This window comes from Pseudomonas sp. RIT411, assembly GCF_003057735.2.
GTDB lineage: Bacteria > Pseudomonadota > Gammaproteobacteria > Pseudomonadales > Pseudomonadaceae > Chryseomonas > Chryseomonas oryzihabitans.
Map to the genome: position 1 here is coordinate 14,243 of NZ_QBIZ02000031.1, position 26,339 is coordinate 40,581.

General features: G+C 68.8%; 23 protein-coding genes. 8 read left to right on the forward strand and 15 right to left on the reverse strand.

Going from position 1 to position 26,339, the window contains the following annotated elements:
* Positions 1-107: 107 nt before the first annotated feature.
* A complete protein-coding gene (locus DBY63_RS24155) occupies positions 108-3,533 on the reverse strand; it encodes an AAA family ATPase (protein WP_108583008.1) in 3,426 nt (1,141 codons plus the stop codon).
* A gap of 172 nt (positions 3,534-3,705) precedes the next feature.
* Between DBY63_RS24155 and DBY63_RS24935 the strand changes: the two genes are divergently transcribed.
* Entirely contained in the window at positions 3,706-3,843 is a 138-nt protein-coding gene (locus DBY63_RS24935; protein ID WP_155951402.1) for a hypothetical protein, read from the forward strand.
* Positions 3,844-3,886: 43 nt separating this feature from the next.
* On the opposite strand, the gene DBY63_RS24160 is transcribed toward DBY63_RS24935, so the two are convergent.
* The 9 genes from DBY63_RS24160 to DBY63_RS24200 form a co-directional block, all read right to left on the reverse strand.
* Entirely contained in the window at positions 3,887-5,062 is a 1,176-nt protein-coding gene (locus tag DBY63_RS24160; protein ID WP_027599041.1) for a zinc-dependent alcohol dehydrogenase, read from the reverse strand.
* Positions 5,062-5,901 carry an SRPBCC family protein gene (locus DBY63_RS24165; protein WP_108583009.1) on the reverse strand — a complete coding sequence of 280 codons (840 nt, stop codon included), beginning with the start codon at positions 5,899-5,901 and terminating at the stop codon, positions 5,062-5,064. The genes DBY63_RS24160 and DBY63_RS24165 overlap by 1 nt, the downstream gene beginning before the upstream one ends.
* A gap of 100 nt (positions 5,902-6,001) precedes the next feature.
* Positions 6,002-7,207, reverse strand: a complete 1,206-nt coding sequence (gene sbcD, locus DBY63_RS24170; protein WP_108583018.1) for an exonuclease subunit SbcD — start codon at positions 7,205-7,207, stop codon at positions 6,002-6,004.
* A gap of 194 nt (positions 7,208-7,401) precedes the next feature.
* On the reverse strand, positions 7,402-8,484 hold the full coding sequence (locus DBY63_RS24175; protein ID WP_108583010.1) for a sn-glycerol-3-phosphate import ATP-binding protein UgpC: 1,083 nt from the start codon (positions 8,482-8,484) through the stop codon (positions 7,402-7,404).
* A gap of 2 nt (positions 8,485-8,486) precedes the next feature.
* Positions 8,487-9,332 carry a sn-glycerol-3-phosphate ABC transporter permease UgpE gene (gene ugpE / locus DBY63_RS24180; protein ID WP_007162547.1) on the reverse strand — a complete coding sequence of 282 codons (846 nt, stop codon included), beginning with the start codon at positions 9,330-9,332 and terminating at the stop codon, positions 8,487-8,489.
* Complete coding sequence (gene ugpA, locus DBY63_RS24185; RefSeq protein WP_108583011.1) at positions 9,329-10,216, reverse strand: sn-glycerol-3-phosphate ABC transporter permease UgpA; 888 nt, start codon at positions 10,214-10,216, stop codon at positions 9,329-9,331. Before ugpA ends, ugpE begins: the two co-directional genes overlap by 4 nt.
* Positions 10,217-10,291: 75 nt before the next feature.
* Complete coding sequence (gene ugpB / locus DBY63_RS24190; RefSeq protein WP_108583012.1) at positions 10,292-11,608, reverse strand: sn-glycerol-3-phosphate ABC transporter substrate-binding protein UgpB; 1,317 nt, start codon at positions 11,606-11,608, stop codon at positions 10,292-10,294.
* A gap of 217 nt (positions 11,609-11,825) precedes the next feature.
* Positions 11,826-13,016, reverse strand: coding sequence for an MFS transporter (locus DBY63_RS24195; RefSeq protein WP_077171763.1), 1,191 nt, complete (start codon positions 13,014-13,016; stop codon positions 11,826-11,828).
* A gap of 166 nt (positions 13,017-13,182) precedes the next feature.
* On the reverse strand, positions 13,183-14,043 hold the full coding sequence (locus tag DBY63_RS24200; RefSeq protein ID WP_007162551.1) for a LysR family transcriptional regulator: 861 nt from the start codon (positions 14,041-14,043) through the stop codon (positions 13,183-13,185).
* 97 nt (positions 14,044-14,140) lie between these two features.
* Between DBY63_RS24200 and DBY63_RS24205 the strand changes: the two genes are divergently transcribed.
* Positions 14,141-15,040: a DMT family transporter gene (locus DBY63_RS24205; RefSeq protein WP_007162552.1), complete on the forward strand. Its 900-nt coding sequence runs from the start codon at positions 14,141-14,143 to the stop codon at positions 15,038-15,040.
* A gap of 69 nt (positions 15,041-15,109) precedes the next feature.
* Here the strand turns inward: DBY63_RS24205 and DBY63_RS25075 are convergent, their stop codons facing one another.
* Both DBY63_RS25075 and DBY63_RS24210 read right to left on the reverse strand, forming a co-directional pair.
* Entirely contained in the window at positions 15,110-15,265 is a 156-nt protein-coding gene (locus DBY63_RS25075) for a hypothetical protein (protein WP_177411496.1), read from the reverse strand.
* Positions 15,266-15,438: 173 nt separating this feature from the next.
* Positions 15,439-16,452 (reverse strand): GlxA family transcriptional regulator, encoded by a 1,014-nt coding sequence (locus tag DBY63_RS24210; RefSeq protein WP_027601325.1) that lies wholly within the window; start codon positions 16,450-16,452, stop codon positions 15,439-15,441.
* Between the two features lie 248 nt (positions 16,453-16,700).
* Between DBY63_RS24210 and DBY63_RS24215 the strand changes: the two genes are divergently transcribed.
* From DBY63_RS24215 to DBY63_RS24230, 4 genes are all read left to right on the forward strand, one after another.
* The gene (locus DBY63_RS24215; RefSeq protein WP_108583013.1) at positions 16,701-18,155 is read left to right on the forward strand and encodes an amino acid permease; all 1,455 of its coding nucleotides are present in this window, start codon (positions 16,701-16,703) and stop codon (positions 18,153-18,155) included.
* 88 nt (positions 18,156-18,243) lie between these two features.
* Positions 18,244-19,119, forward strand: a complete 876-nt coding sequence (locus DBY63_RS24220) for a GntR family transcriptional regulator (protein WP_108583014.1) — start codon at positions 18,244-18,246, stop codon at positions 19,117-19,119.
* A 78-nt stretch (positions 19,120-19,197) separates the two neighbouring features.
* Positions 19,198-20,205, forward strand: coding sequence for a nucleoid-associated protein YejK (yejK, locus tag DBY63_RS24225; protein WP_027601327.1), 1,008 nt, complete (start codon positions 19,198-19,200; stop codon positions 20,203-20,205).
* 321 nt (positions 20,206-20,526) lie between these two features.
* Positions 20,527-20,964: a hypothetical protein gene (locus tag DBY63_RS24230; RefSeq protein WP_007162558.1), complete on the forward strand. Its 438-nt coding sequence runs from the start codon at positions 20,527-20,529 to the stop codon at positions 20,962-20,964.
* A 117-nt stretch (positions 20,965-21,081) separates the two neighbouring features.
* On the opposite strand, the gene DBY63_RS24235 is transcribed toward DBY63_RS24230, so the two are convergent.
* Both DBY63_RS24235 and DBY63_RS24240 read right to left on the reverse strand, forming a co-directional pair.
* On the reverse strand, positions 21,082-21,906 hold the full coding sequence (locus DBY63_RS24235) for a hypothetical protein (protein ID WP_256594532.1): 825 nt from the start codon (positions 21,904-21,906) through the stop codon (positions 21,082-21,084).
* Positions 21,907-22,105: 199 nt separating this feature from the next.
* A complete protein-coding gene (locus DBY63_RS24240) occupies positions 22,106-22,621 on the reverse strand; it encodes a dihydrofolate reductase (RefSeq protein WP_108583016.1) in 516 nt (171 codons plus the stop codon).
* 81 nt (positions 22,622-22,702) lie between these two features.
* Here DBY63_RS24240 and DBY63_RS24245 point away from each other — a divergent pair, with 81 nt between their 5' ends.
* Both DBY63_RS24245 and DBY63_RS24250 read left to right on the forward strand, forming a co-directional pair.
* On the forward strand, positions 22,703-24,091 hold the full coding sequence (locus DBY63_RS24245) for a DUF2868 domain-containing protein (protein WP_007162561.1): 1,389 nt from the start codon (positions 22,703-22,705) through the stop codon (positions 24,089-24,091).
* A complete protein-coding gene (locus DBY63_RS24250; RefSeq protein WP_007162562.1) occupies positions 24,088-25,464 on the forward strand; it encodes a GTPase/DUF3482 domain-containing protein in 1,377 nt (458 codons plus the stop codon). The genes DBY63_RS24245 and DBY63_RS24250 overlap by 4 nt, the downstream gene beginning before the upstream one ends.
* On the opposite strand, the gene DBY63_RS24255 is transcribed toward DBY63_RS24250, so the two are convergent.
* On the reverse strand, positions 25,461-26,339 hold an 879-nt coding region (locus DBY63_RS24255; RefSeq protein WP_112298126.1), incomplete at its 5' end, for a proline iminopeptidase-family hydrolase. The two genes, DBY63_RS24250 and DBY63_RS24255, sit on opposite strands and share 4 nt — an antisense overlap.

The window sequence follows — 26,339 nt, forward strand, 5'->3', positions numbered from 1 at the left end:
GGAGAAGGAGATGTCATAACGCCAGCAGACGAGGCGAACCCGTCTACGTTAACAGTTTCGACGTTTCGCTTCGCGCTGGGCTTCGACCACTGCACCGGAAAAATTACTCACTCGGTAGCGTTTTTCTCCACCGCATAGCGCCGCTCCAGGCCGCTATGGCCAAGGCCGACGCCCTTGCGCACCTTGAGCTGCACCGGGATGCGCTCCTTGAGGGCCTCCACGTGGCTGATGATGCCGATGGTCTTGCCACTTGCATTGAGCTGGTCGAGGGCATCCAGGGCGACCTCCAGGGTCTCGCCATCCAGGGTGCCGAAGCCTTCGTCGAGAAACAGCGAATCGATGCCGGTGCGCTGGCTGACCAGATCCGACAGGGCCAGCGCCAGGGCCAGGCTCACCAGGAAGCTCTCGCCGCCGGAAAGGGTGCGGATGTCGCGCAGGGCATCGGCCTGCCAGGTGTCGAGGATCTGCAACTCCAGTTCGGCGGCCTGACGCCGGAAGAGTCGATAGCGACCGTGCAGGCGCATCAGCTGACCATTGGCCAGGTGCACCAGGTGATCCAGGGTCAGGCCCTGGGCGAACTTGCGGAACTTGGCGCCATCCGCCGAGCCGATCAGGCCGTTGAGATGCTGCCAGAGATCGTGATCGCGCTCCTGGGCGGCGATCTCGCCGAGCAGCGCCTGCAGGCCGTCCCGCCGCCGTTCGTCTTCGCGCAGGGCGGCATTGACCTCGCCCTGGCGCTGACCCAGGGCGCGCAATTCGGCGCCGGCGGCGGCCAGTTCGGCATCCAGCTCGGCGGCGCTGCGCTCGGTGAGCGGCTCTGCAGCCAGGGCGGCGTACCGCTCCCGCGCGGCCCCTGCCAGGGCGCGGGCTTCGGTCAGGGCGGTCTCGAGGCGGGTGCGCTCCGCGGTCAGGACGGAGTGCTCGTCGTCGTCCAGTTGCGCGGCGCGCCAGGCCGCGGCATCGGCGAAGGCACTGGCGGCCAGGGCGGCCTGCCAGCGCTCGCCGGCTTCGCGGGCCAGTTGCACCTCACCCGCCAGCCGCTCGTGCAGCGCCTGGTGCGTGCCCTGCAGCGCCGCACCCTGCTCGCGGCAGTCTTCCCAGGTCGCGGTCGCCTCGGCGAGCACGGCCGTAGCGGCCTCCGGCGCTACCGGGGCGGGGGTGACCTCGCCGGCGCGCTGGCGCCAGGTCGCGACCAGCGGGGCCAGGATGGCCAGGCGCTGGGCGAGCTCCTTGTGCAGCTGCTGCAAGGCCTGAGCGCGCTGGCTGTCGGCCTGCCAGAGCCGCCACTCCTGGTCGCGCTGGGCCAGCCATTCGCCGGCACGACCGGGGACCTCATGGCCCCAGCCAGCCAGTTCCTCGCCCAGCTGCAGCTCGGCCCTGGCCTGTTGTACCTGGGCCTGACGCAGCTCCTCGGCACCTTCGGCCAGCGCCAGGCGCGCCCGCTCCCAGGCGGCCTCGGCCAGCGCCAGGCGCTGTTCGGCATCGGCCTGCTGACGCGCCAGGCGCTGGGCTTCGTTGCGCCCCTCCTCGCCCTGCTGACGCAGGCCATCGAGGGTGGCGAGCACCTGCTGGATGCGCGCCAGTTCCTGATCCTGCCGGCGGCGCAATTCGGCGATGGCACCGGGCGCCTCGGGATCGGCGCCCAGGGCCGTGCAACGCTGGCGCCAGAGCTCGCCCAACTGGTCCAGCTGCTGACTGGCCTCGGTCTGCTGCTCGTTGGCCTGATCGAGTTGCGCCTTGAGCGCCGCCAGGGCTTCGCTGAGGTCCTTGCCTTCCTGGGTCAGGCGCTCCAGCTCGGCCTTGGCGTCCTGCAGGGCGGTCTGGGTGGCGGAGACGTCCAAGGCGGCATAGTCGGCCACCGCGGGGTGTTCGCGGGAGCCGCACAGCGGACAGGGTTCGTCGGGCTGCAACTCGGCGCGCTGGGCTTCCAGGCTGCGGATGACCCTTTCCTGTTCGAGCAGCTTTTCGCGCTCGCGCACCTGCTGGGCGACTTCACGATAGCGTCCACGCAGGGCCTCCAGGCGCACCTGATGCTCGCCATGCTGGCGCTGGCGCTCACCCTGGCTGCGCGCCAGGCGCTCCAGCTGGGCCTGCAGCTGACGCCGACGCTCGACCAGTTGGTCCAGCTGGTCCACCTCGTTGACCCGTCCCAGCGCCGCCTGCCAGAGGGCGCGCCAGGCCTTTTCGTCGCGGCCGTCCAGTGCGGCCTGCCAGCGTTCGTTCTGGGCCTGCTCCGCCGACTGGGCCTGGGCGGCCTGCGCCTGCGCACGGGTCAGCGCCCCCTGCTGGGCCTCGCGTTCCTCGGCCAGCAGCTGCAGCTGACGGGTCTGTTCCTCCTGGCGGCGCGTCAGGCGCGCCAGGGCCTCGGCTCTTTCGTCGCGCAGGGCCAGCTGGCTGCGCCAGTCGCCCAGGCGCTCGCCGAGTTCGGCATGGCGGGTCCGCTCGGCCAGACTCTGCTCCAGGCGCTGTTGCTCATCCAGCGCCTGCGCCTGCTCCGCCTCGGCCTGGCGCAGCTGTTCGCCACTGGCGCCCAGGGCCTGGGCCAGGGCGGCGTCGCGGCGGCTGGCCAGGGTCTGGATCCGCTGGTCGAGCTGGGCCAGTTCGTCCCGGCTGCGCTGTTCACGCGCCGCGGCCTCACGCCAGGCCTGTTCGATGGGCAGCAGCCGCGCCGCCGGCTCGGCCGCGGCCAGCCGTTGGCGCTGCGGCTCGGCGGCGTCCCAGGCCTGCTGCGCCGCAGCCAGCCGGGTGGCGGCCTGCTGCTCGCCCGCCGTCGCCTGCTCCAGGGCGCTCAGCCACTGGCGCTGGACCTGCAAGGTCTTGAGGTCCGCGCCCAGGCGTTCTTCGCGCTGCGCCAGGCCGGTGCCTTCGGCGGCCAGTGCCTGGCGGCTTTCGTCATCCAGCACCTCGACCCCGGCGACGCGTTGGCGCAGGCCCTCCAGCACGCCCTTGGCCTCGCGCGCGCGTTCGAACACCCGCTGGGAGATCTGCCCGTACACCGCGGTCCCGGTCAGCTCTTCCAGCAATTCGGCGCGCTGGCTGGCGCTGGCTTCCAGGAAGGCGGCGAAGCCCCCCTGGGCCAAGAGCATGGAACGGGTGAAGCGCTCGAAGTCGAGGCCGGTGAGTTCTTCGGTGAGTCTGAGCTTGTCGCCGGTCTTTTCGGCGAGGATGCTGCCGTCGAGCCTGGCCAGTTCCACCTTGGGCGGCTGCAGGGCGCCATCGGCGCGGTCGCGGGCGCGTCTCTGGCTCCAGAAGGCTCGATAGCGCTCGCCACGCACGGCGAATTCCACCTCGGCGAGGCAGTCGCCGGTGTGACGGGTCATGAGTTCGTTGCTCTCTCCGCCCACCTTGCTCATGCGCGGCGTGCGGTGATAGAGCGCCAGGCAGATGGCGTCCAGCAAGGTGGTCTTGCCCGCCCCGGTCGGCCCGGTGATGGCGAACAGGCCGCTACTGGCGAAGGGTTCGGCGGTGAAGTCGATCTTCCACTCACCCTTGAGGGAATTGAGGTTCTTCAGGCGCAGGGTGAGGATCTTCATCGGGCTTTTCCAGGACGACTCGGCGAACCGCCGATTCTGGCATTGTTGGGCGCGCTCGCCCATGCCAACCGACCACTCGACCTGTGGTCGTGCCCACCGCTGAACTTGCCCCCGCCTCCGCTCTCAACTGCAAGGTATCGCTCTGCAACCACGTATCCCGGGAGGATTCGTCGTGCGCTCGCCCCTGTCTCCCTTAGATTTTCTCGGCATGCCCCTGCTGGTCGGCCTGGGCACCCTGGCGCTGGTCAGCTGCAGTGGCGGCCACAAGGTCGCCGCGCTGTGGCAGCCGCTGGCGACCTGGCTGGTCTAGGTGCTGGAAAGCCCGGTGAGCCCTTAGATCACCGGGCGACCCCTCACGGCATGAATACCGCCCTCATGCAGTTCTTGTCCTTGGACTTGAACAGCTCGTAGCCATAGGGCGACTCTTCCAGGCTCATCGGATGGGTGAGCAGATAGGACGGATCCAGTTCGCCCTTCTGGATGTGTTCGAACAGCCGCTCCACATAGCGCTGGCCCGGCTGCTGGCCCGATCTCAGGGTCAGGGCCTTGTTGACGATGGCGCCCATGGGGAATTTGTCGATCACCCCGCCGTAGACCCCGATCACCGAGACCGTGCCACCCTTGCGACAGGCGCGGATGGCCTGGCGCAGCGCCGAACCGCGCTCGGTGTGCAGGCGCAGCAGCTGCTTGGTCTTGTCGTAGGCGTAGTCGACCTGGGTGCCATGGGCCTCCATGCCGACGCAGTCGATGCAGCGATCCGGACCTCGGCCACCGGTTAGCTCCAGCAGCGCCTCATGGATGTTGGTGGTCTCGTAGTCGAGGACGATGGCGCCGGCTTTCTCGGCCGCCAGTTGCAGGCGATCGCTGAAGCGGTCGATGGCGATGACCCGTTCGGCGCCCAGCAGGTAGGCGCTGCGAATGGCCATCTGCCCGACCCCGCCACAGCCCCAGACCGCCACGGTGTCGCCGGGCTGGATGTCGGCGATGTCGGCGGCGTAGTAGCCGGTGGGCACGGCATCGGAAACGAACACCGCCTGGGCGTCGCTGACCCCGTCGGGCACCTTGAACAGATTGACGTCGGCATAGGGCACCCGCACATAGGTGGCATGGCTGCCGGCATAGCCACCGAAGGCGTGGCTGTAGCCGAAGATGCCGGTGCAGGGCTGCCCATAGGCCAATTCGGTCAGCTCGGGCTTGGGATTGCTGTTGTCGCAGCAGTTGTAGTCTTCGCGCTGGCAGTGCTCGCAGTCACCGCAGCCGAGGATGGAGACCGTCACCACCCGGTCGCCGATGGCCAGGCCCTGATTGCGCAGGCCGCTGCCCAGTTCGACGATCTCGGCGAGGAATTCGTGGCCGATGATGTCGCCCGGCTTCATCGCCGGGACGTAGCCGCCCAGCAGATGCAGGTCCGAGCCGCATACCGAGGACATGATGACGCGCACGATGGCGTCACGCGGGTTGAGGATCTCCGGATCCGGGACGGTTTCCACCTGCAGACGGTTGGGGGCTTGCCAGGTCAGGGCGCGCATCATTCGGTCCTCGCTTGGGTGCCCAGGCCGGCGTCGAGGTCGGCCTGGGGTTCGTCGGCCGGACGGCTCACCGGCGGATGGGGGGGCGCCAAGGGTCGACCGCTGCGGGTGACCTCGGGGGTGGCGATCTCGCCGGTCTCCAGTTGCTGCTTGAGGCGCCGCAGACCCAGGTTGACCGCCTTGCCGGTGAAGCGGCTGATGCCTTCGGTGACCGCATGGCCGAGCAGGCCGGCCGGGGCTTCGCAGGCCAGTACCGCCTGAACCAGGGTGCCGCGGCCCTGGGGCGCGTCGCTGAAGGTCAGACTGGCCTTGTGCGCCATGACCGTGCCGGGCACGGTGCTCCACAGCAGGAATTCGTTTTCGCGGCGCTCGCTCTGCTCCAGGGTCCAGCTCAGGGTGCGCCCCAGGGGGCCGGAGGCATGCCAGTGGCTGTCGCCATCGGCGCCCAGTTCGATGCGGTCGACGAAGGGCAGCAGCTCGCGCAGGTGCTGCAGGTCGGTGCAATAGGCGAACACCTCTTCACGCGGCTTGGCGATGGTGACGCTGCGCTGGATGGCGGTGGGATTGCGCCAGCCCCAGCGCTCGGCCAGGGCCTGCTCGAAGGGCGAAGGCTGCAAGGCGGCCTTGAGTTCGCACCGCTGCCGGACCCCGCGGCTGAGCGCCATGGCCCCCAGAGCCAGCTTCACGCAGCCGGTCAGGCCACCGCGGCGCAGACCGCCAAGGATCAGCAGGCCGCCGCCCAGCAGGGACACCAGGCGTTCGGTGCCCTGGACGTTGGGCACCTGGTTGTCGGAGCGCTCGTGGCGCGTGGCAGCGAGGGGTTGCGATAGGTCGTGCATGGGGTCTCCTCCGGTATGGGCTACATAGAGAGGGTGACCCCGGGCAAACGGGCCTTGTTCCGGACGAAAAAGCTGGTCCGATAGAAGCGTTTCGCTGCGATCAGGCCGGCAACTCGCCGAGAACCTCGCGGTAAAGGCCTTCCAGACGACTGCGCAGCTCGTCATCCAGGGTCTCGGCGGCCAGGCGCTGGCTGAAGACGTCCAGCGGACTGAGCTCCTCCAGGGTCTCGCGCGGATTGCCCTGCAGGGTAGGCGCTACCAGGCTGCGCGCACGCCTTACCCGCAACACTTCCAGGGGCAGGTCGGCCACCAGTGCCGAGATGCGCGGCTGCAGATCGGCCAGGTAGTCGTCTCCGGCCACCACCACCTCGGCCCACACCGGGCACGCGGGACTGCCATCGGCGGCCGCCTCGATCAGAGCCGCGCCCAGGGTGTCGAGGCAGCCCTGCACCACGGCCAGGGGCTGGAAACAGGGCACCGCCAGGGGCGTGACCCGCTCCAGGGCACTGCCGAACTCCACCAGCAGGACTTCCTTGTCCCGCTGCTCGTCGAAACTCAGGCACAGCGGCGAGCCGCTGTAGCGCACCTGCTCCAGGCCACCGACCCGCTGGGGTCGGTGGATATGGCCGAGGGCGATGTAGTCCGCCGGCGGAAAGGCGCTGGTGGGAAAGGCGTCGAGACTGCCGACATAGATCTCCCGCACCGACTCGCTGGCGCTGGCGCCCACAGTGGTCAGGTGGCCGGTGGCGATGATCGGCAGCGTCGCGCCCAATTCCGCGCGGCGCGCCTCGGCCAGGGCGTAGAGCTCGGCGTAGTGGCCCTGGATGGCCTGCTGCAGCGCCTGGCGCTTGTCATCGGCGCTCTGCCCGGCCTGGCTCTGCAGCACGTCACGCGGCCGCACGAAGGGAATGCCGCAGAGCAGCGCGCCGAGCTCGCCGTCGCGGCGACGCAATTCCAGCAGCTGATCGGCCGGCGTCGCGCTGACGCAGGGGATCACCCGGGTGTCCAGGCAGGCGAGCAATTCGCGGGACTCGGCCAGCACCGCGGCGGAATCATGGTTGCCGCCGAGCACCACCAGGCTGGCGCCGGTAGCGCGCAGGGCGACGATGAAGCCGTTGTACAGCTCGCGGGCGTAGCTCGGCGGCGTGGCGGTGTCGAAGATGTCTCCCGCCACCAGCACCACGTCCACCTCCTGCTCCGCCACCTGGTCGACCAGCCAGGCGAGAAAGGCGCGATGCTCGGCCTCGCGGGTGCGCCCGAGGAAATGCTGCCCCAGGTGCCAGTCGGAGGTGTGCAGCAGGCGCAGGCCGCTGGCGGGCGAAGCCTTGCGGGCGCGCCTGGGCTTGGGTTTTTCCTCGGGGGCGGCGGGCAGATCGAACAGCGGGAGGTTTTCCATGGGTATCGGCGGTCAGCGCGGCAAAGAGCGCAGTATCCTCTCCGGGGCGCCGGAGGGAAACCGCCCCACGCCCTGACCGGACCGGCGTGCCCAGTGCCTGAAGCCTAGTACCGCGGCTCTAGACGCTGACCGGAGGCGGCATCGAACAGGTGCAGGTGCTCCTGCGGCGCGCGCAGCTGCAGGACGTGGCCCGGCGCCGGCCGCTGCTGATGCGGCAGGCGCACCACCAGCCCCTGCTCGCCCCAGCGCCCATGGGCCAGGTTGTCGGCACCGAGGATCTCCAGGGTGCGGACCACCAGCGGCAGCCCCTGCTCGGGGCCGCTGCAGGGTTGCAGGTGCTCGGGCCGGATGCCCAGGCAGACCGGGCGTCCGGCCAGGTGGCGATAGCCCGGCCCGAGGGGCAGCCGCAGACCGCCCGGCACGTCGCAGTGACTGCCCGCGGCGTCGACCTGGCCGTCCAGCAGATTCATTGCCGGACTGCCGATGAAGCTGGCGACGAAGCGCGTCGCCGGGCGTTCGTAGACCTCCACCGGGGTGCCGAGCTGTTCGACCACCCCTGCCTGCATCACCACCACCCGCTGGGCCAGGGTCATGGCCTCCACCTGGTCGTGGGTCACATAGAGGCTGGTGGTCTCGAGTCGCTGGTGCAGCTGCTGCAACTCCAGGCGCATCTGCACCCGCAGCTTGGCGTCCAGGTTGGAGAGCGGCTCGTCGAACAAAAACACCGCCGGATCGCGCACCAGGGCGCGGCCCATGGCCACCCGTTGGCGCTGGCCGCCAGACAGCTCTCGCGGCCGCCGTTCGAGCAGACCGTCCATTTCCAGGATGCGCGCCGCCTCCTTGACCCGGGTGGCGATCTCGGCGCGGCCGAGACCGGCGATCTTGAGGCCCCAGGCCAGATTCTCGGCCACGCTCATGTGCGGATAGAGGGCATAGTTCTGGAACACCATGGCGATGCCGCGCGCCTTGGGTTCCAGCGCGGTGACGTCCCGCCCGCCGATGTGGATGCTACCGGCGCTGACCCGCTCCAGCCCGGCCACCAGCCGCAGCAGGGTGGACTTGCCACAGCCCGAAGGGCCCACCAGCACGATGAATTCGCCATCCGCCACCTGAAGATCAAGCGGCTGGATGACCTGGGTCTTGCCGTTCCAGCTCTTGGAGACGGCTCTGAGTTCGAGGTTTGCCATGGTTATTTTTCGCTATCCACCAGACCGCGCACGAAGGCGCGTTGCATGACCAGCACCACCGCCACCGGTGGGATCAGGGTGAGCAGCATGGCCGCCATCACCTGGTTCCACTGCGGCGCCCGCTCGCCGAGCGAGAGCATGCCGCGAATGCCGGCCACGGCGGTGCCGAGATCGGGGTTGCTGACGATCAGCAGCGGCCAGAGGTACTGGTTCCAGCCGTAGATGAAGGTGATGACGAACAGCGCCGCCAGGTTGGTCCGCGACAGCGGCAGGACGATGTCGCGAAAGAAGCGCATCGGCGAGGCGCCATCGATGCGCGCCGCTTCCAGCAACTCGTCGGGCAGCGTCAGGAAGAACTGGCGGAACAGGAAGGTGGCGGTCGCCGAGGCCATCAGCGGCAGGGTCAGGCCGGCGTAGCTGTCCATCATTCCCAAATGGCCGATGGTGTCCACGGTGGGAAAGATGCGCACCTCCACCGGCAGCATCAGGGTGATGAAGATCAGCCAGAAGGCCAGGGTGCGCAGTGGAAAGCGAAACCAGACGATGGCGAAGGCCGAGAGGATGGACACCGACAGCTTGCCCAGGGTGATGCCCAGCGCCATCAGGAAGCTGTTGAGCAGCAGCCGCCAGAAGGGCGCGGTGCTGTTGCCCACGCCCTGGGTCCAGATCAGGCTGAGGTTGTCCCAGAGATGGCGCCCCGGGATCAGGCTCATGGGCGTGGCGAACACCGCCCGGTCATCGAGGGTGGCGGCCACGAAGGCCACATAGAGTGGAAAGAGGATGACGCCGATGCCCAGCACCAGCATCAGGTGGCACAGCAGCGTCAGTCCGCGGCGATTCTCGATCATTGATAGCGTACCCGGCGTTCGACATAGCGGAACTGCACCACCGTGAGCACGATGACCAGCAGCATCAGCACCACCGACTGGGCAGCAGAGGCGGAGAGGTCGAGCCCGGTGTAGCCCTCGCGGTAGATCTTGTAGATCAGCGTGGTGGTGGCCTGCACCGGACCGCCGCCGGTGGCGGCGTCGATCACCGGAAAGGTGTCGAAGAAGGCGTAGACCAGGTTGACCACCAGCAGGAAGAAGCTGACCGGCGCGATCAGCGGCAGCGACAGCTGCAGGAAGCGGCGCAGCGGCCCGGCGCCGTCGATGGCGGCTGCCTCCAGCAGCGAGCGCGGGATGGCTTGCAGCGCCGCGAAGAAGAACAGGAAGTTGTAGCTGATCTGCTTCCACACCGAGGCGAGCACCACCAGGAACATCGCCTGGCCGGCGTTCTGGGCGTGGTTCCAGTGATAGCCGTAGCGCTCCAGCAGCAGGGTGAGCAGACCGAGACCGGGGTTGAACAGAAAGATCCACAGCACCGCGGCGATGGCCGGCGCCACCGCATAGGGCAGCAGCAGCAGGGTCTGGTAGACCCGACTGCCGCGCACCACCAGGTCGACCAGCGCCGCCAGCACCAGGGACACCAGCAGGCCGCAGCCGGTCACCAGGGCGCTGAAGGTCAGGGTGGTCCAGAAGGAGGCCAGATACAGCGGGTCCTGGAATAGCTGACGGAAGTTGTCGAGGCCGACGAACTGGCTGGACAGGCCGAAGGGATCGACGCTCTGCAGCGAACACCAGAGCGTCTTGCCGGCGGGCCAGAGAAAGAACACGGCGGTGATCGCCAGCTGGGGTGCCAGCAGCGCATAGGGCAGCCAGCCGGTGGGAAAGACCTGACGGGATGTGGACATGGGCGCACGCATCGTCGCGAAAAGAGGAGCGGCGCCGGCAGTCATCGGCCGGCGCCGCCAGGGCGGATCCCAGGCTTACTGGGTGGATTTCTCGAAGCGGCGCAACAGCACGTTGCCGCGCTGCACAGCGGCATCCAGCGCCTGCTGCGGGGCCTGCTTGCCGGTCCAGACGCTTTCCAGCTCTTCGTCGATCACCGCGCGGATCTGCGGCATGTTGCCCAGGCGCAGGCCCTTGGTGAAGGCCAGCGGCGGCTTGTTCAGCATCTGCCGGGTGGCGATGTCGGCCCCCGGATTCTTGGTATAGAAGCCCTGCTCGCGGGTCAGGTCGTAGGCCGCCTTGGTGATCGGCAGGTAGCCGGTCAGCTGATGCCATTCGGCGGCGATCGCCGGCTGCGCCAGGAAGGCGAGGAATTCGGCCACGCCGCGCTTCACCGCCGCATCCTGGCCCTTGAACACCCAGAGGCTGGCGCCGCCGATGATGGCGTTCTGGGGAGCGCTCTTGAGGTCGCCGTCATAGGGCATCATGGCCACACCGAAGTCGAATTTGGCGTAGTGGCGGATGTTGGCCAGCGAGCCGGACGAGGTGGTCAGCATGGCGCAGTCGCCGTTGTAGAACTTCTCCGTGGGTTCGTCCTTGCGGCCGACGTAGGTGAAGTCGCCGCGCTTGCCCATCGCCTGCAACAGGGCGATGTGCCTGACCTGCGGCGCCTGGTTGAACTCCAGCACGGCATCGCTGCCCAGGTAGCCGTTGTCCTGGCTGGCGAAGGGCAGGCCGTTCCAGGCGCTGAAGTTTTCCAGCTGGACCCAGCTCTGCCAGCCGCTGGTATAGCCGCACTTCAGGCCAGCGGCGCGCAGCTTGGCGCTGTCGTCGGCGAGCTCCTTCCAAGTCTTGGGTGGCGCTTCCGGATCGAGGCCGGCCTGCTTGAAGGCCGCCTTGTTGTAGTAGAGCACCGGGGTGGAGCTGTTGAACGGCATGGACAGCAGTTGACCGGTCTTGGCGTCGCTGTAGTAGCTGGCGACGGTGGGTACGAAGCCCGCTTCATCCAGCTTCACACCCGCATCCTTGAACACCTGGTAGACCGGCTCGATGGCGTTGGACGCCATCATGGTCGCGGTGCCCACTTCGTAGACCTGCAGGATGGCCGGCGGCTTGCCGGTCCGGAAGGCGGCGATGCCGGCCGCCAGATTCTGCTCGTAGTTGCCCTTGTACACCGGCTGCACCTGGAATTCCGGGTGCGCCTGGTTGAAGCGCTGGGCCAGGGAGTCGACCTCCTTGCCAAGCTCCGCATCCATCGAATGCCAGAAGGGAATGGGCGTCGCCGCCCACACCGGGCCACCACTCAGCAGCCCGAGTACCACACCCAACGTCATACCACGAAGCGAAGCCTGCATGTCCGTACCGCCCTTGTCGAATGTCCAGGAATCGAAAGCGCGAAAACGCGCCTCCCGTGTTCGGAAGGCAACATGCCAGGGAAAGATGACAGTCAGGCTACAGTGAAGGCGGTACACGCAATCCCGCCGAAAGGTGCGCCGTAGAGCCATTCAGCGACGGAACCCGGGCGCGCGCGGTGGCAGCCCGACGCGACCAGGTCGCCCCAACTGCCAGGTACTAGCAACGACCCGCTGGCGATGACGCCAGCGCCAGTCGCTGCACCAGGCTGGGCACCAGGCTCAGCACGCCCAGCAGCGCCATGCCCAGACCGACCCACAGGGGTGCACGCAGGCCCTGACCGGCATCGATGGCCGCGCCGCCGGCCCAGGCGCCCACCGCCAGGCCCGCGGTGATCACCGAGGTGTGCAGGGTGTTGACCAACGGACCCGGGGTGGCCGCGGCCATGACCCGGGCGACCATGGCCGGGTTGAGCGCCACCCCGGTCAGGCCGATCAGCGCCAGGGCCAGCAGGCTGGCGGCGGCGCTGTCGGCGCAGCTGACGAAGAGGGCGAAGCCCAGCGCCAGCACCGCCAGACCGACGCCCTGCACCTTGAGGGTGTAGCGATCGGCCAGGCGCCCCACCAGCAGATTGCCCAGCACGTTGGCGAGGCCATATCCCATCAGCAACCAGGGAATGGTGGTGGCCGCGAAACCCGTCACCTGGATGAGGATGGGCGAGAAGTAGCTGAAGCCGGCAAAGGTCGCGCCGATGATCAGGCCGCTGGTGAGGTAGGCCGCCCAGAGTCTGCCACTGACCAGGGTCCGCAGCTCCCCGCCCAACTGCCCGGCCGCGCGCGCCGGCGCCCGCGGCACGCAGAGGCCGACCAGCAGGGTGCAGCAGGCCGCCAGCAGGGCGACCGCCCAGAAGCTGGCGCGCCAGCCGGCCAGTTGCTCGATCAGTACCGTACCCGGCACCCCGAACACCGGCGCCAGCATGAGTCCGGACAGGATCAGCGAGGCCGCCCGGCCGCGGCGATCCGGCGTAACCAGGTTGGCGCCCAGGGTCAGACAGAGGCCGATGCTGGCGGAGCTGGCGATGCCCATGAGCACCCTCCCCGCCGCCATCACCGGATAGCTGACCGCCAGCGCGGCCACCACGGCGCCGACCAGATAGAGCGCCAGCAGCCACAGCAGCGCCGACTTTTCCGCCAGGCGCAGGGCCAGCAGCAACAGGGTCAGCGGCGGGCCGCCCAGGGCCATGCCCAGTGCATACCAGGAGATCAGATAGCCGATCTGGCCGAGGGAGACACCGAGATCGGCGGCCAGCGCCGGCATCATGCCGGCCACCATGAATTCGGCGGTGGTCAGCGCGAAGATGGTCAGGGCCAGCAGATAGATGAGACGGGGGATGGCGGGTGAGGCAGTCATGACAGGCGAAACATTCCAGAACAGCGGACAGGAGCGGCGGTAGCGGACCGGACGTGCGGACAGGGGGCGCGCATGCCGGAGGTGGGAGCGCAGGCCCAGGGGTCGAGCGGCAAGGCGGCCACCTTAGTGGCTGGGCCAGGGCCCGGTCAAACGCCACGCCGCCGGGCTAGATGCGGAAATCCTCGGCGATCAGCCCGGCCAGAGAGGCGCAGGCGGGGCTACGCTCGCCCGGTGGCGAGGCCAGTCGCAACTCGTGCACCGGCAACGCGGGAAAGCCTTCTTCCGGCGTCAGTTCGCGCATCGGCGGGGTCATGCGTGCCCGGTCGGTGATGGCCACCGCCTGCCCCAGTTCGACCGCCGCTTCCAGCGCCGAAGAGGCGGCGCTGGTCACCACCGCATGCCAGCGCCGGCCCTGGCGGATCAGCAGGTCGATGCCCAGTTCGCGATAGCTGCAGCCCTCGCCGTGTAGCGCCAGGGGCACGCTGGCGTCCGCGCTCAGCTGCAGCCCGGGACCGGCGACCCACACCGGCTGGGTATGGCCGAATCTCTGGCCGTCCGCCCGGTCGGTGCGGGGCGGTCCCACCAGCAGCGCCAGGTCCAGCAGGCCCTGGCCGAGCCAGCGCCGCAATTGGCTGCTGTTGCCGGTGAGCACCTCCAGGACGATTCCGGGATGCTCGCCCTGCAAGCGCGGCAAGACGGCCTTGAGCAGGCGCGCGGCATAGTCCTCGGCCACGCCCAGGCGCACCTCCCCCACCACCGGCTGGCCGGTGAGACCGGCGAGGATGCGGTCATGGGTCTGCAACAGGTCGGCGGTCTCCAGCAGCACGCGGCGTCCGAGCGGGGTCAGGGTCACGGCCTGGTTGTCGCGCTCGAACAGCCGGCCGCCGGTCTGCTCTTCCAGCCGGCGGATCTGGCTGCTCACCGCCGAGGGGCTGCGATTGAGCTGCAGCGAGGCGGCGCGAAACTGTCCCAGCCGCACGATGGTGTGGAAGGTACGCAGGACATCGATATCGAGGGGAGCGGGCATGATGCGTTTTTATCGAACCATAGCTACCGATAATGTCGTTTGAGTGTATTACCACCCTGGGCCAGGCTCAAGGCATCCCGTCAGCTGGAGTCCGCTCATGCCTGCCATCCTGTCTTCCCCCCTGCTGCGCCAACTCGCCCTGGTGCTCTGCTGGAGCGCCGGTTTCGTCGGCTATCGCTACGCCGCGGACCAGGCCCCTACCCTGCTGGTGACCTGCTGGCGCCTGCTGCTGGCCGCCCTCCTGCTGCTGCCCTTCGCCTGGGCCGAGGTGCGGCGCTTGCCGTTGAAGATCATCGGTCAGCAGGCGGGCATCGGCGTGCTGGCCTTTGCCGGCGCGGTAGGACCGGCGGCCAAGGCCATCGAACTGGGCGTCTCACCCGGGCTGGCGGCGCTGCTGTCGGATCTGTCGCCGCTGCTGGTGGCGCTGGGCTGCTGCCTGCTGCCGGGCCAGCGAACCAACGGCCGCCAGTGGCTCGGCCTGGGCCTGGGCCTGACGGGCGTCCTGCTGGCCACCGGCGCGGGACTGGGACTGGGCGTGGCCCCCGCCTGGGCCTATGCCCTGCCCCTGGGCAGTGCCCTGGCCCTGGCGCTGGCGACCCTGGTGCAGAGTCGCCTGCCGCCGAGTCGACTGGCGCTGCGGACGCAGCTCTTCATCCAGCTCGCGGCCAGCAGTCTGGTGATGCTGGGGGTGGCCGGGGTGGAAGGCCCGCTGACGCCACCGCTGACCCTCGGCTTCGCCCTGGCGGTGCTCTGGCTGCTGATCCCGACCCTGCTCGGCTTCGGCCTCTACTGGCTGTGCCTGCGTCAGGGCAGCCCGCAGGCGGTGAGTGGCGCGCTCTACCTGAGTCCGCCGGTGGCACTGCTCTGGGCCTGGGCCTGCTTCGACGAACCCCTGGCGCCGGGCATGCTGCTCGGCCTGCTGTTCGCCCTGGCGGGATTGCTGTGCCTGAATGCGGCGGAGCGGACCCGGCAACCGGAGCCGGCGCTGGGCGGGTGACTCTCTGGGGTGCGATGCCGACGGTCGTCAGCATCGGCGAAGGCCTCGCGTGGCGAGGCCGGCGGGCGGTCAGGCCTTGTCGTCGACCTGCTCGTCGTGGTCCTTGAGCGCGGGTTTCTTGCCCGGTTGCGGCGCGTGCTCGGCATCGGGTGCGATGTCCTCGCCCTGATGCTTCTTTTCCTGCTGCACTTTCTTGTCGTGGGCGACGTTACGTGGATCGGTCATGGCATTTCCTCGCTCGATAGGACAGTCAGCCCCCTTCGCCGCAGCACGCAGGCCGAGATGCCCGGGGTGAAGTTTCGAGCGAGACGGCGCGGAGCCGTTCCGGTACGCCGACGAAACGCTCTGAGGCGGGCCCTTCCGGCCGCTCCGCGCGCGTGCTGCGGGCCTGCTGCAGTCTAGTACTTGAGCCGCCGCTCCTTGGATGGCGGATAGCCGAAGTAGGCCGAATACCTCTTGCTGAAGTGGGTGACCGAGGTGAAGCCGCAGGCGACCGCCACCTCCAGCACCGACAGGGTGGAATGCTGCAGCAGCCGGCGCCCCTCGGTGATGCGCAGCTCCAGGTAGTAGCGCATGGGCGCGGTATCGAGCTGCTCGCGAAACAGTCGCTCGACCTGGCGCCGCGAGCGGCCGGCATAGTCGCACAGCTGCTCGATGGTGAGGGGCTCCTCGATGTTGGCCTCCATCAGGGTCACCACCTCGCGCAGCGGCGGGGTCATCTGCACCTTGAGCGTCGGATTGACCTGGCGAAAGCGCGATTCCTCGAAGGCCAGGATGTTGACCAGGCCATCGGCCAGGGCGCTCCCGCACTGGGCGCCGATCCATTCGAGAAAGAGGTGGAAGGCACCACTGGGACTGGCCGCGGTGAGCCGATCGCGATCCAGCACATGGCTTTCCGCCGAGGTCTTGCACCCGCGCACCCGTTCGCTGAAGGCGCTGCGCTGTTCGGGATGGATGGCGCAGCGATAGCCGTCCAGCAGCCCGGCCTGGCCCAGTTGCCAGGCGCCGTTCCACAGGCCGCAGAGGGTCACCTGCTGCCGCGCCACGCGCAGCAGCAGCGCCTTGAGCCGTGGATCCAGTTCCAGCGGCGTCCGCAGGCCGCCGCAGACCACCAACAGGTCGAAGCGGGCGCCCTCCGCCGCGCGGTAGTCGCCGTCCGGGCGGATGACGATGCCGAGGTCACTGAGCACCTCGGCGCCGGTCGGGCTGTAGGTGCGGGTGGCGAAGGTGCCGGCGGCCAGCAGGTTGGCGGTGACCAGGGTATCCAGCGCCTGGGTAAAGGACGGCAGGGAAAAGTGATCGAGCAGGATGAAGCCGACCAGCCGGGAAAATTCCGGCCGCGGTCGCATCGACTGCAATTGCAGGTAGTTCTTGCCCTGGATACCGCTGCCAAAGGTTCTGGAATCGATCACGCTGCGCTGCCTGCTGGGACCCTGGGTCATGCTAGCCGAAGCGCGGCCCGGCGATGATCGGACTGCGACAGCGGCGCACCGACGACCGCCATCCCACCTGACGCCCTTAGCCTGCTAAGCTTCGCCGCTTTTTTGCCACCTGCCCGTGCAGGTCGCCGCAGCCGGTGGGTGCACCGCCCTGCGCCCCATGACCGTGAATGGCCGCCAGAGCCAACGTCCGGCCCCTTCAACTGCCAGCTGGAAACCCCATGTCCACCGCCTCTCCGAGTCTGCAGCGCCGGCTCAAGCCCCGTCACCTCAACATGATCGCCATCGGCGGCTCCATCGGCACCGGCCTGTTCGTCGCCTCCGGCGCCACCGTGGCCACCGCCGGTCCGGGCGGCGCCCTGGCGGCCTATGCGCTGATCGGCCTGATGGTCTATTTCCTCATGACCAGTCTCGGCGAGATGGCCGCCTACCAGCCGGTGTCGGGTTCCTTCTCCATCTATGGCAGTCGTTTCGTCGAAGACGGCTTCGGCTTCGCCCTTGGCTGGAACTACTGGTACAACTGGGCGGTGACCATCGCCGCCGAGCTGGTGGCGGCGCAGCTGGTGATGGGCTTCTGGTTTCCCGAGGTGCCGGGGCTGCTCTGGAGCGCGCTGTTTCTCGGCCTGATGTTCCTGCTCAATGCGGTATCGGTGCGCGGCTTCGGCGAGAGCGAATTCTGGTTCGCGCTGATCAAGGTAACCACCGTGGTGGTCTTCATCGGCCTGGGCCTGGCCGCCATCCTCGGCATCTTCAGCGGCATCGAGCCGCCGGGGCTGACCGTCTTCACCCAGGGCGAGGCGCCATTCGTCGGCGGTCTGCAGGCCATGGTCGGGGTAGCCATGATCGCCGGCTTCTCCTTCCAGGGCACCGAGCTGATCGGCATCGCCGCCGGCGAGTCGGAAAATCCGCGCAAGAACGTGCCCATCGCCATCCGCCAGGTGTTCTGGCGCATCCTGATGTTCTATGTGCTGGCGATCTTCGTCATCGGCATGCTGATCCCCTACACCGATCCGCGACTCCTGCAGAACGACGCCACCGACGTCTCCGTCTCGCCGTTCACCCTGCTGTTCGAGCGCGCCGGCCTGGCCTTCGCCGCCAGCCTGATGAACGCGGTGATCCTTTCGGCGGTGCTCTCCGCCGGCACCTCGGGCATGTATGCCTCGACGCGGATGCTGCACAGCCTGGCCGAACAGGGCAAGGCGCCGCGCCTGTTCGCCCGCGTCGCGCGCAATGGCGTGCCGCGCAACGCCCTGCTCGCCACCACCGCAGTGGGCGCCCTGTGCTTCTTCACCTCCCTGGTGGGCGACAAGGCGCTCTATGGCTGGCTGCTCAACACCTCGGGCATGTGCGGCTTCATCGCTTGGCTGGGCATCGCCGTGTCCCACTATCGCTTCCGCCAGGGCTACCTGGCCCAGGGTCGCCGCCTGGAAGACCTGCCCTATCGCGCCAAGCTGTTTCCCTTCGGACCGCTGCTGGCCTTCGCCCTCTGCCTGGTGATCACCCTGGGGCAGAACTATGCCGCCCTGTTCGGACCGAACGGCGTGGACTGGCTGGGCCTGGCCGCCACCTACATCAGCCTGCCGCTGTTTCTCGCCGTCTGGCTCGGCTATCGCCTCAAGCACCGCAGCCGCCTGGTGAAGCTCAAGGACATGGACGTCAGCCCGAGCGGCGACTGAACGACCCCGCGAAACCCGCCGCGCCGGCTGCGCCCGGCGGGTCCCGTGCTAGCATCCTGGCCTTTACGGTCGATTCGCCAGCGCTGCCATGGGCACCCTCGCCTCCCAACTGATTCCCGACATCCTCACCTACATCGCCTCGCACCAGCTGGCGGTGGGCACCCGACTGCCCGAGCGCGCCCTGGCCGAACGCCTGCGGGTGTCGCGTTCGCCAGTGCGCAGCGCCCTGCAGCAGATGGCCGACCGGAGCCTGTTAGCGCGGCATCCCGAGGGCGGCTTCGCCGTGGCCGCCGCGGCCCTGAACGCCACGCCCCAGGCGCGCGAGGAGGTCTCCGCCAGCGAGCGGCTGTACCTGACCATCGCCCGCGATCGCATCGAAGGCGAGTTGCCGCTCAAGGTCACGGAAAACGAGCTGATCCGCCGCTACCAGGTCACCCGCGGGCAACTGGCCGACATCTTGAGGCGCATCGTCCAGGAAGGCTGGGCCGAGCGCCTGCCAGGCTACGGCTGGAGTTTCGTCGAAGGCCTCACCTCGCCCGATGCCTATGCCCAGAGCTACCGCTTTCGCCTGCTGCTGGAACCGGCCGGCATCCGTGAAGCCGACTTCACCCTGGATGCCGAGGCCTTGCGGCGCTGCCGCGACGAGCAGGCGCTGCTGGCCGCGGGCCGGGTGTTCGAGGCTTCGCCGGCGGAGATCTTCGACGCCAACACCCGCCTGCACGAGACCATCGCCCGCTGTTCCGGCAATGCCTTCATCCTCGATGCGCTGCGCCGGCTCAATCGCCTGCGCCGGCTGATCGAATACCAGAAGTCGGTGGATCGCGAGCAGGCCCAGCGCCGCTGCCAGGAGCACCTGCAACTGATCGATCTGCTGCTGGAGGACCGCCGTGAAGAGGCCGCGGTCTTCATGACCCGGCACCTGAGCAATGCGCTGCAGGAAAAGCAGACGGCGCCGGCGCGCTGAGCCTGCGGCGCCAGGGGCCTGCCCGTCAGGACGCGGGAGCGTTAGACTGGTCGACTTTTCCCGTTACCCGAGTCCGCCATGCCGATCCGTCACGCCATCGTCCATCTGATCGACAAGAAGCCCGACGGCCAGCCCGCGACCCTGCACGCGCGGGACGCCGAACTGGCCGACTCCCAGGCCATCGAGAATCTGCTGGCCGATCTCAACGACAGCTACAACGCCAAGCCCAACAAGGCCTGGGGCCTGTTCCACGAGGAATCCGGCGCCTATCCCTTCAGTGGCTGGCTGCATGCCTATCTGGAAGGCGAACAGGATTTCGTCGCCTTCAGTCGCCAGGCGGTGGAACACCTCAAGGGCCTGATGGAGAGCAGCAACCTCTCCACTGGCGGCCATGTGCTGTTCGCCCAGTACCAGCAGGGCATGACCGACTACCTGAGCATCGCCCTGCTGCACCACAGCGAGGGGGTGACCGTCACCGAAAAGCTGGAAGTGGCGCCGGCCAAGCACCTGGACCTGGGCCAGCTGCACCTGGCGGCGCGCATCAACCTGTCCGAGTGGCGCAACAATAAGCAGTCGCGCCAGTACATCTCCTTTATCCGTGGCAAGGGCGGCAAGAAGGTCTCGGACTACTTCCGTGACTTCATCGGTTGCCAGGAAGGCGTCGACGCCAAGGGCGAGACCCGCACCCTGCTCAAGGCCTTCAGCGACTATGTGGAAAGCGAAGACCTGCCCGAGGAAGCCGCCAAGGAAAAGACCGACACCCTGGTGGACTACGCCAGCAGCCAGGCCAAGCGCGGTGAGCCCATGGCCCTGGATGCCCTCTCCGAGTTGATGGACGACGAGGCGCCACGCGCCTTCTACGACTACATCCGCAACAAGGATTACGGCCTGGCGCCGGAGATCCCGGCGGACAAGCGCACCCTTAACCAATTCCGCCGCTTCACCGGCCGCGCCGAGGGACTGTCGATCAGCTTCGAGGCGCACCTGCTGGGCTCGCGCATCGAATACGACGAAGGCCAGGATCTGCTGATCATTCGCGAGGTGCCGACCCAGCTGAAGGACCAGCTCAAGCGGCGCAAGGACTAGGTTCTGTACGAAAAATGCCTGCGCTCGGTGATGCTTCGTTGAAAAAGGCCTGGATCGCCAGTCCGATCGGAATGCTCATTTACCGCTCGTAAACTCGAGCGCGAGTCCGATCCGCTTCCTCAGCCTTTTTCGCGGGGCCGCCTAGGCCTCGCCTGACCTTCGCTCGGCGCTTTTTGGTACAGAACCTAGCGACCGCCTGGCCCCTGGACACCCGGGGTTGCAAACGCGGTCACCGATCGGGCGCCCCCGGCTGGACAGCGGCCGGCCAAAGGGGGCACAAGATGTCCCTTCTTTTCCCTCTCTGCCGAAAAAGTCGAAATCATGAGCCAGTACCCCTTCGAACGCCGCATCGTCATCACCCTGCAATCGAACAACGAACTGACGCTCGACGCCGCCCTCGACCAGGCCGTGTCGCGCATCAAGCAGGGCGAGATCCACGGTGGCGACGAAGGCCTGGCCACTGCCTACAGCTTCCATGTGGACACCGTGGCCGAAGGCCCCTCCGGTCCGGTGGACCTGGGCGAGTACCTGGGCCGCCCGGCCACCAAGGCCGAGCAGAGCGTGGTGGACGCCGGCGTGGTGCCGCGCTTCCGCCTCGGCCAGAGCGTGGCCGTGCAGGTCGGCAATGGCGAACCCAAGCCCAGCAGCATCCAGGAAGTGCGCCTCTTTCCCCAGGTGGAAGGTCCCTGCTGGCTGTACCTGGTGGAAGAGCGCGTTCATCGCGACTACCTGCCGGCCAAGAAGCTGCGGGCGATCTGAGCGACGCCACGATGTTGGGCTTCGCTGGCGCTCAGCCCAACCTACCGCCCCGGAGGGTGGACTGAGACAGCTTCATCGTCGAAGCCCAACAGGCAGACCTGAGCCCAACAACCCTACTCAACCGAACGCGGCGATCTGGCGATAGAGCGACAGCGCCGGCGCGGCTGTCGTGCCGGTCATCTGGGTGAGGATACTGCCATCCAGCGCGGTGCTCGCGCCGGCGCCCTGCCCGTTCGCCGGCTGCGTCGTCCATTGGGGTGCGCCATCCGCCCCGGTGCTGACGCCAAAGGTCGGTGCCGATAGCTGGGCGGTTTCCTGAGCGGCAGCGGTCGCCATGCCGCCGGGGCTCAGGCTATCGATGAGCTGACTGCTCAACTGATTGGGTTGCCAATCCGGCATGCCGGGATTCAGCGTACCGAGGATGCCGGCGTCTTCCGTGGCGGCGGGTGCCCAGTTCCAGGACGCGGCACCCTGATTCTGCGGGGAGAGCCCGGAGAAGGCCACGTTGGCCGCATCGGTGCCACGTTGCGCGCCCTCGAAATAGGCGAGCTGACGTTCAGCCGAGGTGAAGGTGCCGGAATCGTCGCTGGCGATACGCGCCAGGCTGTTGCTGTCCAGGTTGGCGAAGGGATCCTGCGTGGAGGCATCGGCATAGCGACTGTCGTCATGGTAATAGCTCACCAGCAGGTGATTGGCCGCCTGCTTCGCCAACTGGATACGGTCGGGACTGGCCCCCTCGGGCATCTCGCCGAGCACGGCGGCGTCGGTGCCCTGGCTGCGGATCTGCTGCTGGAGGATCTGCATGAAGCCGTCGAGATCGGCATTGCCGCTCGATTGCCCCGGCAGCAGACCGGCGATCAGCTGGGCCGCGGGCGACAGGTCCACGGCGACGGCGCTGCCACTGGACGCAGCACCAGTCTGGCCACTGTCGGCCGCGCGCATAGTCTGGGTGCCCGTTGCGCCTGGACTGGCAGGTTGGGTGCCTGCCGTTGTCGCCTGCATCTGGCTGTCGATCGCCATCACGTCTGCACCCTCCGGCCGCCCGGGCGGCTCGCCTCAGCCTCCTTTATGCCAGGGCCACCTTAGGCTTTGCTTAGCACCGGAAGACATCGGCAAGAGCACGCAGGCGTCACGACCGACCCTAGGCCCGACGCTCCCAGACCTCGCAGGCATAGGCGGGACGGTCTTCTTCGGCGGCATGCTGCTGCCGCGAGACGAGTTCCCAGTCGGCCTCGTTCCAGGCGGGAAAGAACACGTCCCCGTCCGGCGCCAGGGCGACGCGGGTCAGGTAGAGCCGCTGGGCCAGCGGCAGGGCGTCGGCGAACAGCTGGGCGCCGCCGATCAGCATGATCTCGCTAGCCTCGCGTTCCCGGCCCCAGGCCTCGGCACGCTCCACGGCAGCGGCCAGCGACGTCCGCACCTCGGCACCTTCGGCCACCAGATCAGTCTGACGGGAGACCACCAGATTCAGCCGACCTGGCAGCGGGCGGCCCAGGGAGTCCCAGGTCTTGCGACCCATGACCAGCGGTTTGCCGAGGGTCACGGCCTTGAAATATTTGAGCTCCGCCGGCAGGTGCCAGGGGAGACGATTGTCGATGCCGATGACGCCGTTGTCGGCCACGGCGACGATCAGGCTCAGGGGGAGAGAGGTTTTCATGGTGACAGAGCATAACAGAGGCGTTAACAGCCAGGGCGCCAGGGACTATGCTCGGCGTTTTTGCCGCAAGGGCGCCGACGCGTGACCGCAACCCCCTCTCCCGCCTTCGAGGATCTCTGGCTCACCGAAGCCCTGCGCCTGACCGAAGAAGACAGCGGCCCGCTGGAAGACGCCGAGGCCAATCGCCAGGCACGCGCGGCCGGCGGTCCCTTCGAGGCGCGACTGGTGACGCGCGCCCGTCTGCTCGGTCAGCGCGACGGTCTGCTGGCGGCACGGCGTCGCTGGCGCCAGGGCGCGCTGCTGGCCGCCTGGCTGCTGGGCATCGTGGCGCTGTTCTGCGGCGCGGGTCTCGCCGCCGGGGCGCTGGGCGACGGTAGTCGTCCGGTCAATGTGTTCTGGGCGCTGGGCAGTCTGCTCGGCCTCAACCTCCTCAGCCTGCTGGTCTGGGCCCTTGGCCTGCTGGGGGGTGGCCGGCAGTTGGCCTCGCCGCTGGCACGCCTCTGGCTGTGGCTCTCCGGCCGCCTGGCGCGGGATGCCCGCGCCCTGCACCTGGGTCCGGCGCTGGTCGGGCTGCTCGGTCGCGCCCGCCTGCTGCCCTGGGCGCTGGGCGGTCTGGTCCACGGCCTCTGGCTGCTGATCCTCGGCAGTGCCCTGGCGACCCTGCTGGCGCTGCTTTCCGGACGCAGCTATCTATTCGTCTGGGAGACCACCCTGCTCGGCAGCGACACCTTCGTGCTGCTGACCCAGGCGCTCGGCGCCCTGCCCCAGCTACTGGGCTTTCCGCTGCCCGACCCGGCCAGCATCGCCGCCAGTGGCGATGCCGCCAGCCCTCTGGCCGCGGCACGCCAGGCCTGGGCCGGCTGGCTGCTCGGCGTGGTGCTGGTCTATGGCCTGCTGCCCCGGCTGCTGCTCACCCTGCTCTGCCTGTGGCGCTGGCGACGCGGTCGCCAGCGGCTGCGGCTGGACGTCGAGCGCCCCGGCTATCTGCACCTGCGCGAACGCCTGTTGCCCACCAGCGAACGCCTCGGGGTGAACGACGCCGCCCCCGCGCAGCTGCCCCAGCAGGATGCCGGGGGCCTGGCCCGGACCGGCGACGAGGCGCTGCTGGTGGGCATCGAACTCACCGACCATACCTGGCCGCCGCCGCTGCCCGAGGGCGTGCGTGACGCCGGCGTGCTCGACGACGGCCAGGGCCGGCGCCATCTGCTCGAACAGCTGACCCGCTATCCGGCCCGGCGCCTGCTGATCGCCTGCGATCCCCGCCGCTCGCCGGATCGCGGTACCCTGACCCTGCTGGCCGAATTGTCGCGCTGCGCCACGGCCACCCGCGTCTGGCTGTTGCCCGCGCCCCTGGGCGGCAAGCTCGATCCGGTGCGCCTGGACGACTGGCGCCAGGCGCTGGATGCCCTGCGCCTCGCACACTGCACCGGCGATCTCGAAGAACTGGCCTGGCTGGAGACAAATCCATGAGCGGCCCCCTGCGCCTGGCGCTGGTCGGTCACACCAATGTCGGCAAGACCTCGCTGCTGCGCACCCTGACCCGCGACGTCGACTTCGGCGAGGTCTCCCATCGTCCCAGCACCACCCGCCATGTCGAGGGCGCGCGGCTGTCGGTGGATGGCGAAGCCCTGCTGGAGCTCTACGACACTCCCGGCCTGGAAGACGCCATCGCCCTGCGCGATTACCTCGAGCAACTGGAGCGCCCCGGCGAACGCCTGGACGCCGCCACCCTGCTCGACCGCTTTCTCGACAGCGTGGAAGCCCGCCAGCGATTCGAGCAGGAGGCCAAGGTGATTCGCCAGCTGCGCGCCTCCGATGCCGGTCTCTATGTGATCGACGCCCGTGAGCCGGTGCTGGCCAAGTACCGCGACGAACTGGCGGTGCTGGCCGGTTGCGGTCGTCCGCTGGTGCCGGTGCTCAACTTCGTCGCCGCCGACGGCCACCGCGCCGACGATTGGCGCGCCACCCTGGCCCGCCTCGGCCTGCACGCCCTGGTGCGCTTCGACAGCGTCGCCCCGCCGGCGGACGGCGAGGCGCGCCTCTACGAAAGCCTGGCAACGCTGCTGGAAAGCGGCCGCCCGGCGCTGCAACGACTGATCGCCGATCACGCCGAGCAGGCCCGCCGCCGCCATCAGCAGGGGGTGCGGTTGATCGCCGAACTGCTGGTGGACGCCGCCGCCGCGCGGCGCAGCGTGGCGCCTGGCGAAGCCGAGGTGAATACCGCGACCGCCGAGTTGCGCGACGCCCTGCGCACCCGCGAACAGCGCTGCGTGGAAGACCTGCTGCGGCTGTTCGGCTTTCGCCCGGGCGATGCCCACGCCAGCGACCTGCCGCTGCTCGACGGGCGCTGGGGCGACGATCTCTTCAATCCGGAAACCCTGCGCCTGCTGGGCATCCGCCTGGGCGGCGGCGTGGCGGCTGGCGCCGCGGCCGGGGTCGGCCTGGACCTGCTCGCCGGCGGCCTGACCCTGGGCGCCGCCACGGTGCTGGGCGCCCTGGCCGGCGGCCTGGCGCAGACCGGCGGCCACTATGGTCGGCGGCTGTTCGGCAAGCTGCGCGGCGGACGGGAACTGTCCATCGACGATGCCGTGCTGCGGCTGCTGGCCGTCCGGCAGCGACAATTGCTGGCGGCGCTGGAAACCCGCGGCCATGCCGCCCAGGGCGCCATCGAGGTGGCCGCCCCCGACGAGCAGCGCTGGCGCGAGGGCAAGCTGCCCGCCGCCGTGCAGGTGGCCCGGGCCCATCCGGAATGGTCTGCGCTCAATCCGCGCCCGCGCCTGCAGGCCGACGACCGCCAGACCCGCATCGACGAGATCGCCGCCGCCCTGGATGCGGACGCCTAGCGGCGTTCCAGCTCGGCGAGAAAGACCGCCACCGTGGCCATGCAGGCTTCGCGTTCTTCCACGTGGGGCATGTGGCTGGAATGCTCGAAGATGCGCCAGCGGGCATCCGGGATGAGTCTATCGAAGGGCTCCACGCAGGCCGGGGTGGCCTCGTCGTGACGCCCGGAGATCAGCAGGGTCGGCACCTGGATCCGCTCGAGCCGCTCGATCACGCTCCAGTCCCTGAGACTGCCGATCACATGGAATTCGGTGGGGCCGTTCATGGCGTGATAGACGGTGGGATCGGCGTCGATGGCGGCGAAGGTCCGCGCCACCTCGGCCGGCATGGGCTGCACGCGGCAGACATGACGGGCATAGAAGACCTCACTGGCAGCGCGGTACTCGGGCGAATCGGTGGTGCCGGCGGCCTCGTGGCGCTCCAGGGTGGCCTGCACCTCGGCCGGCAACTCGGTCCGCAGCCCGGCCGCGGCCTCGCGCCAGAGCGCCATGGACGCCGGCGAATTGGCGATGACCAGCCCCCGCAGTCCTTCAGGCTGGCGCACCCCGTGCTCGGCGGCCAGCATCCCGCCCCAGGATTGGCCGAGCAGCACGTACTGGCGGATACCCAGGTGGCGCAGCAGGTTGTCCAGTTCGTCGAGAAACAGCGCCACCGTCCAGAAACCCGGATCGATCCCGCGCAGGTGGGTGGAGCGGCCGTTGCCCAGCTGGTCGTAATGCACCACCGGCCAGCCGCGCTCGGCCAGGTCCTTGAAGCTGTCCACATAGTCATGGGTGCAACCGGGACCGCCATGGGCCACCACCAGCGGCAACCGCCCGCTGGCCAGCTCACCGGTGACCCGGTACCAGGTCTGATGGCCGTGGAAATCGGCGTAGCC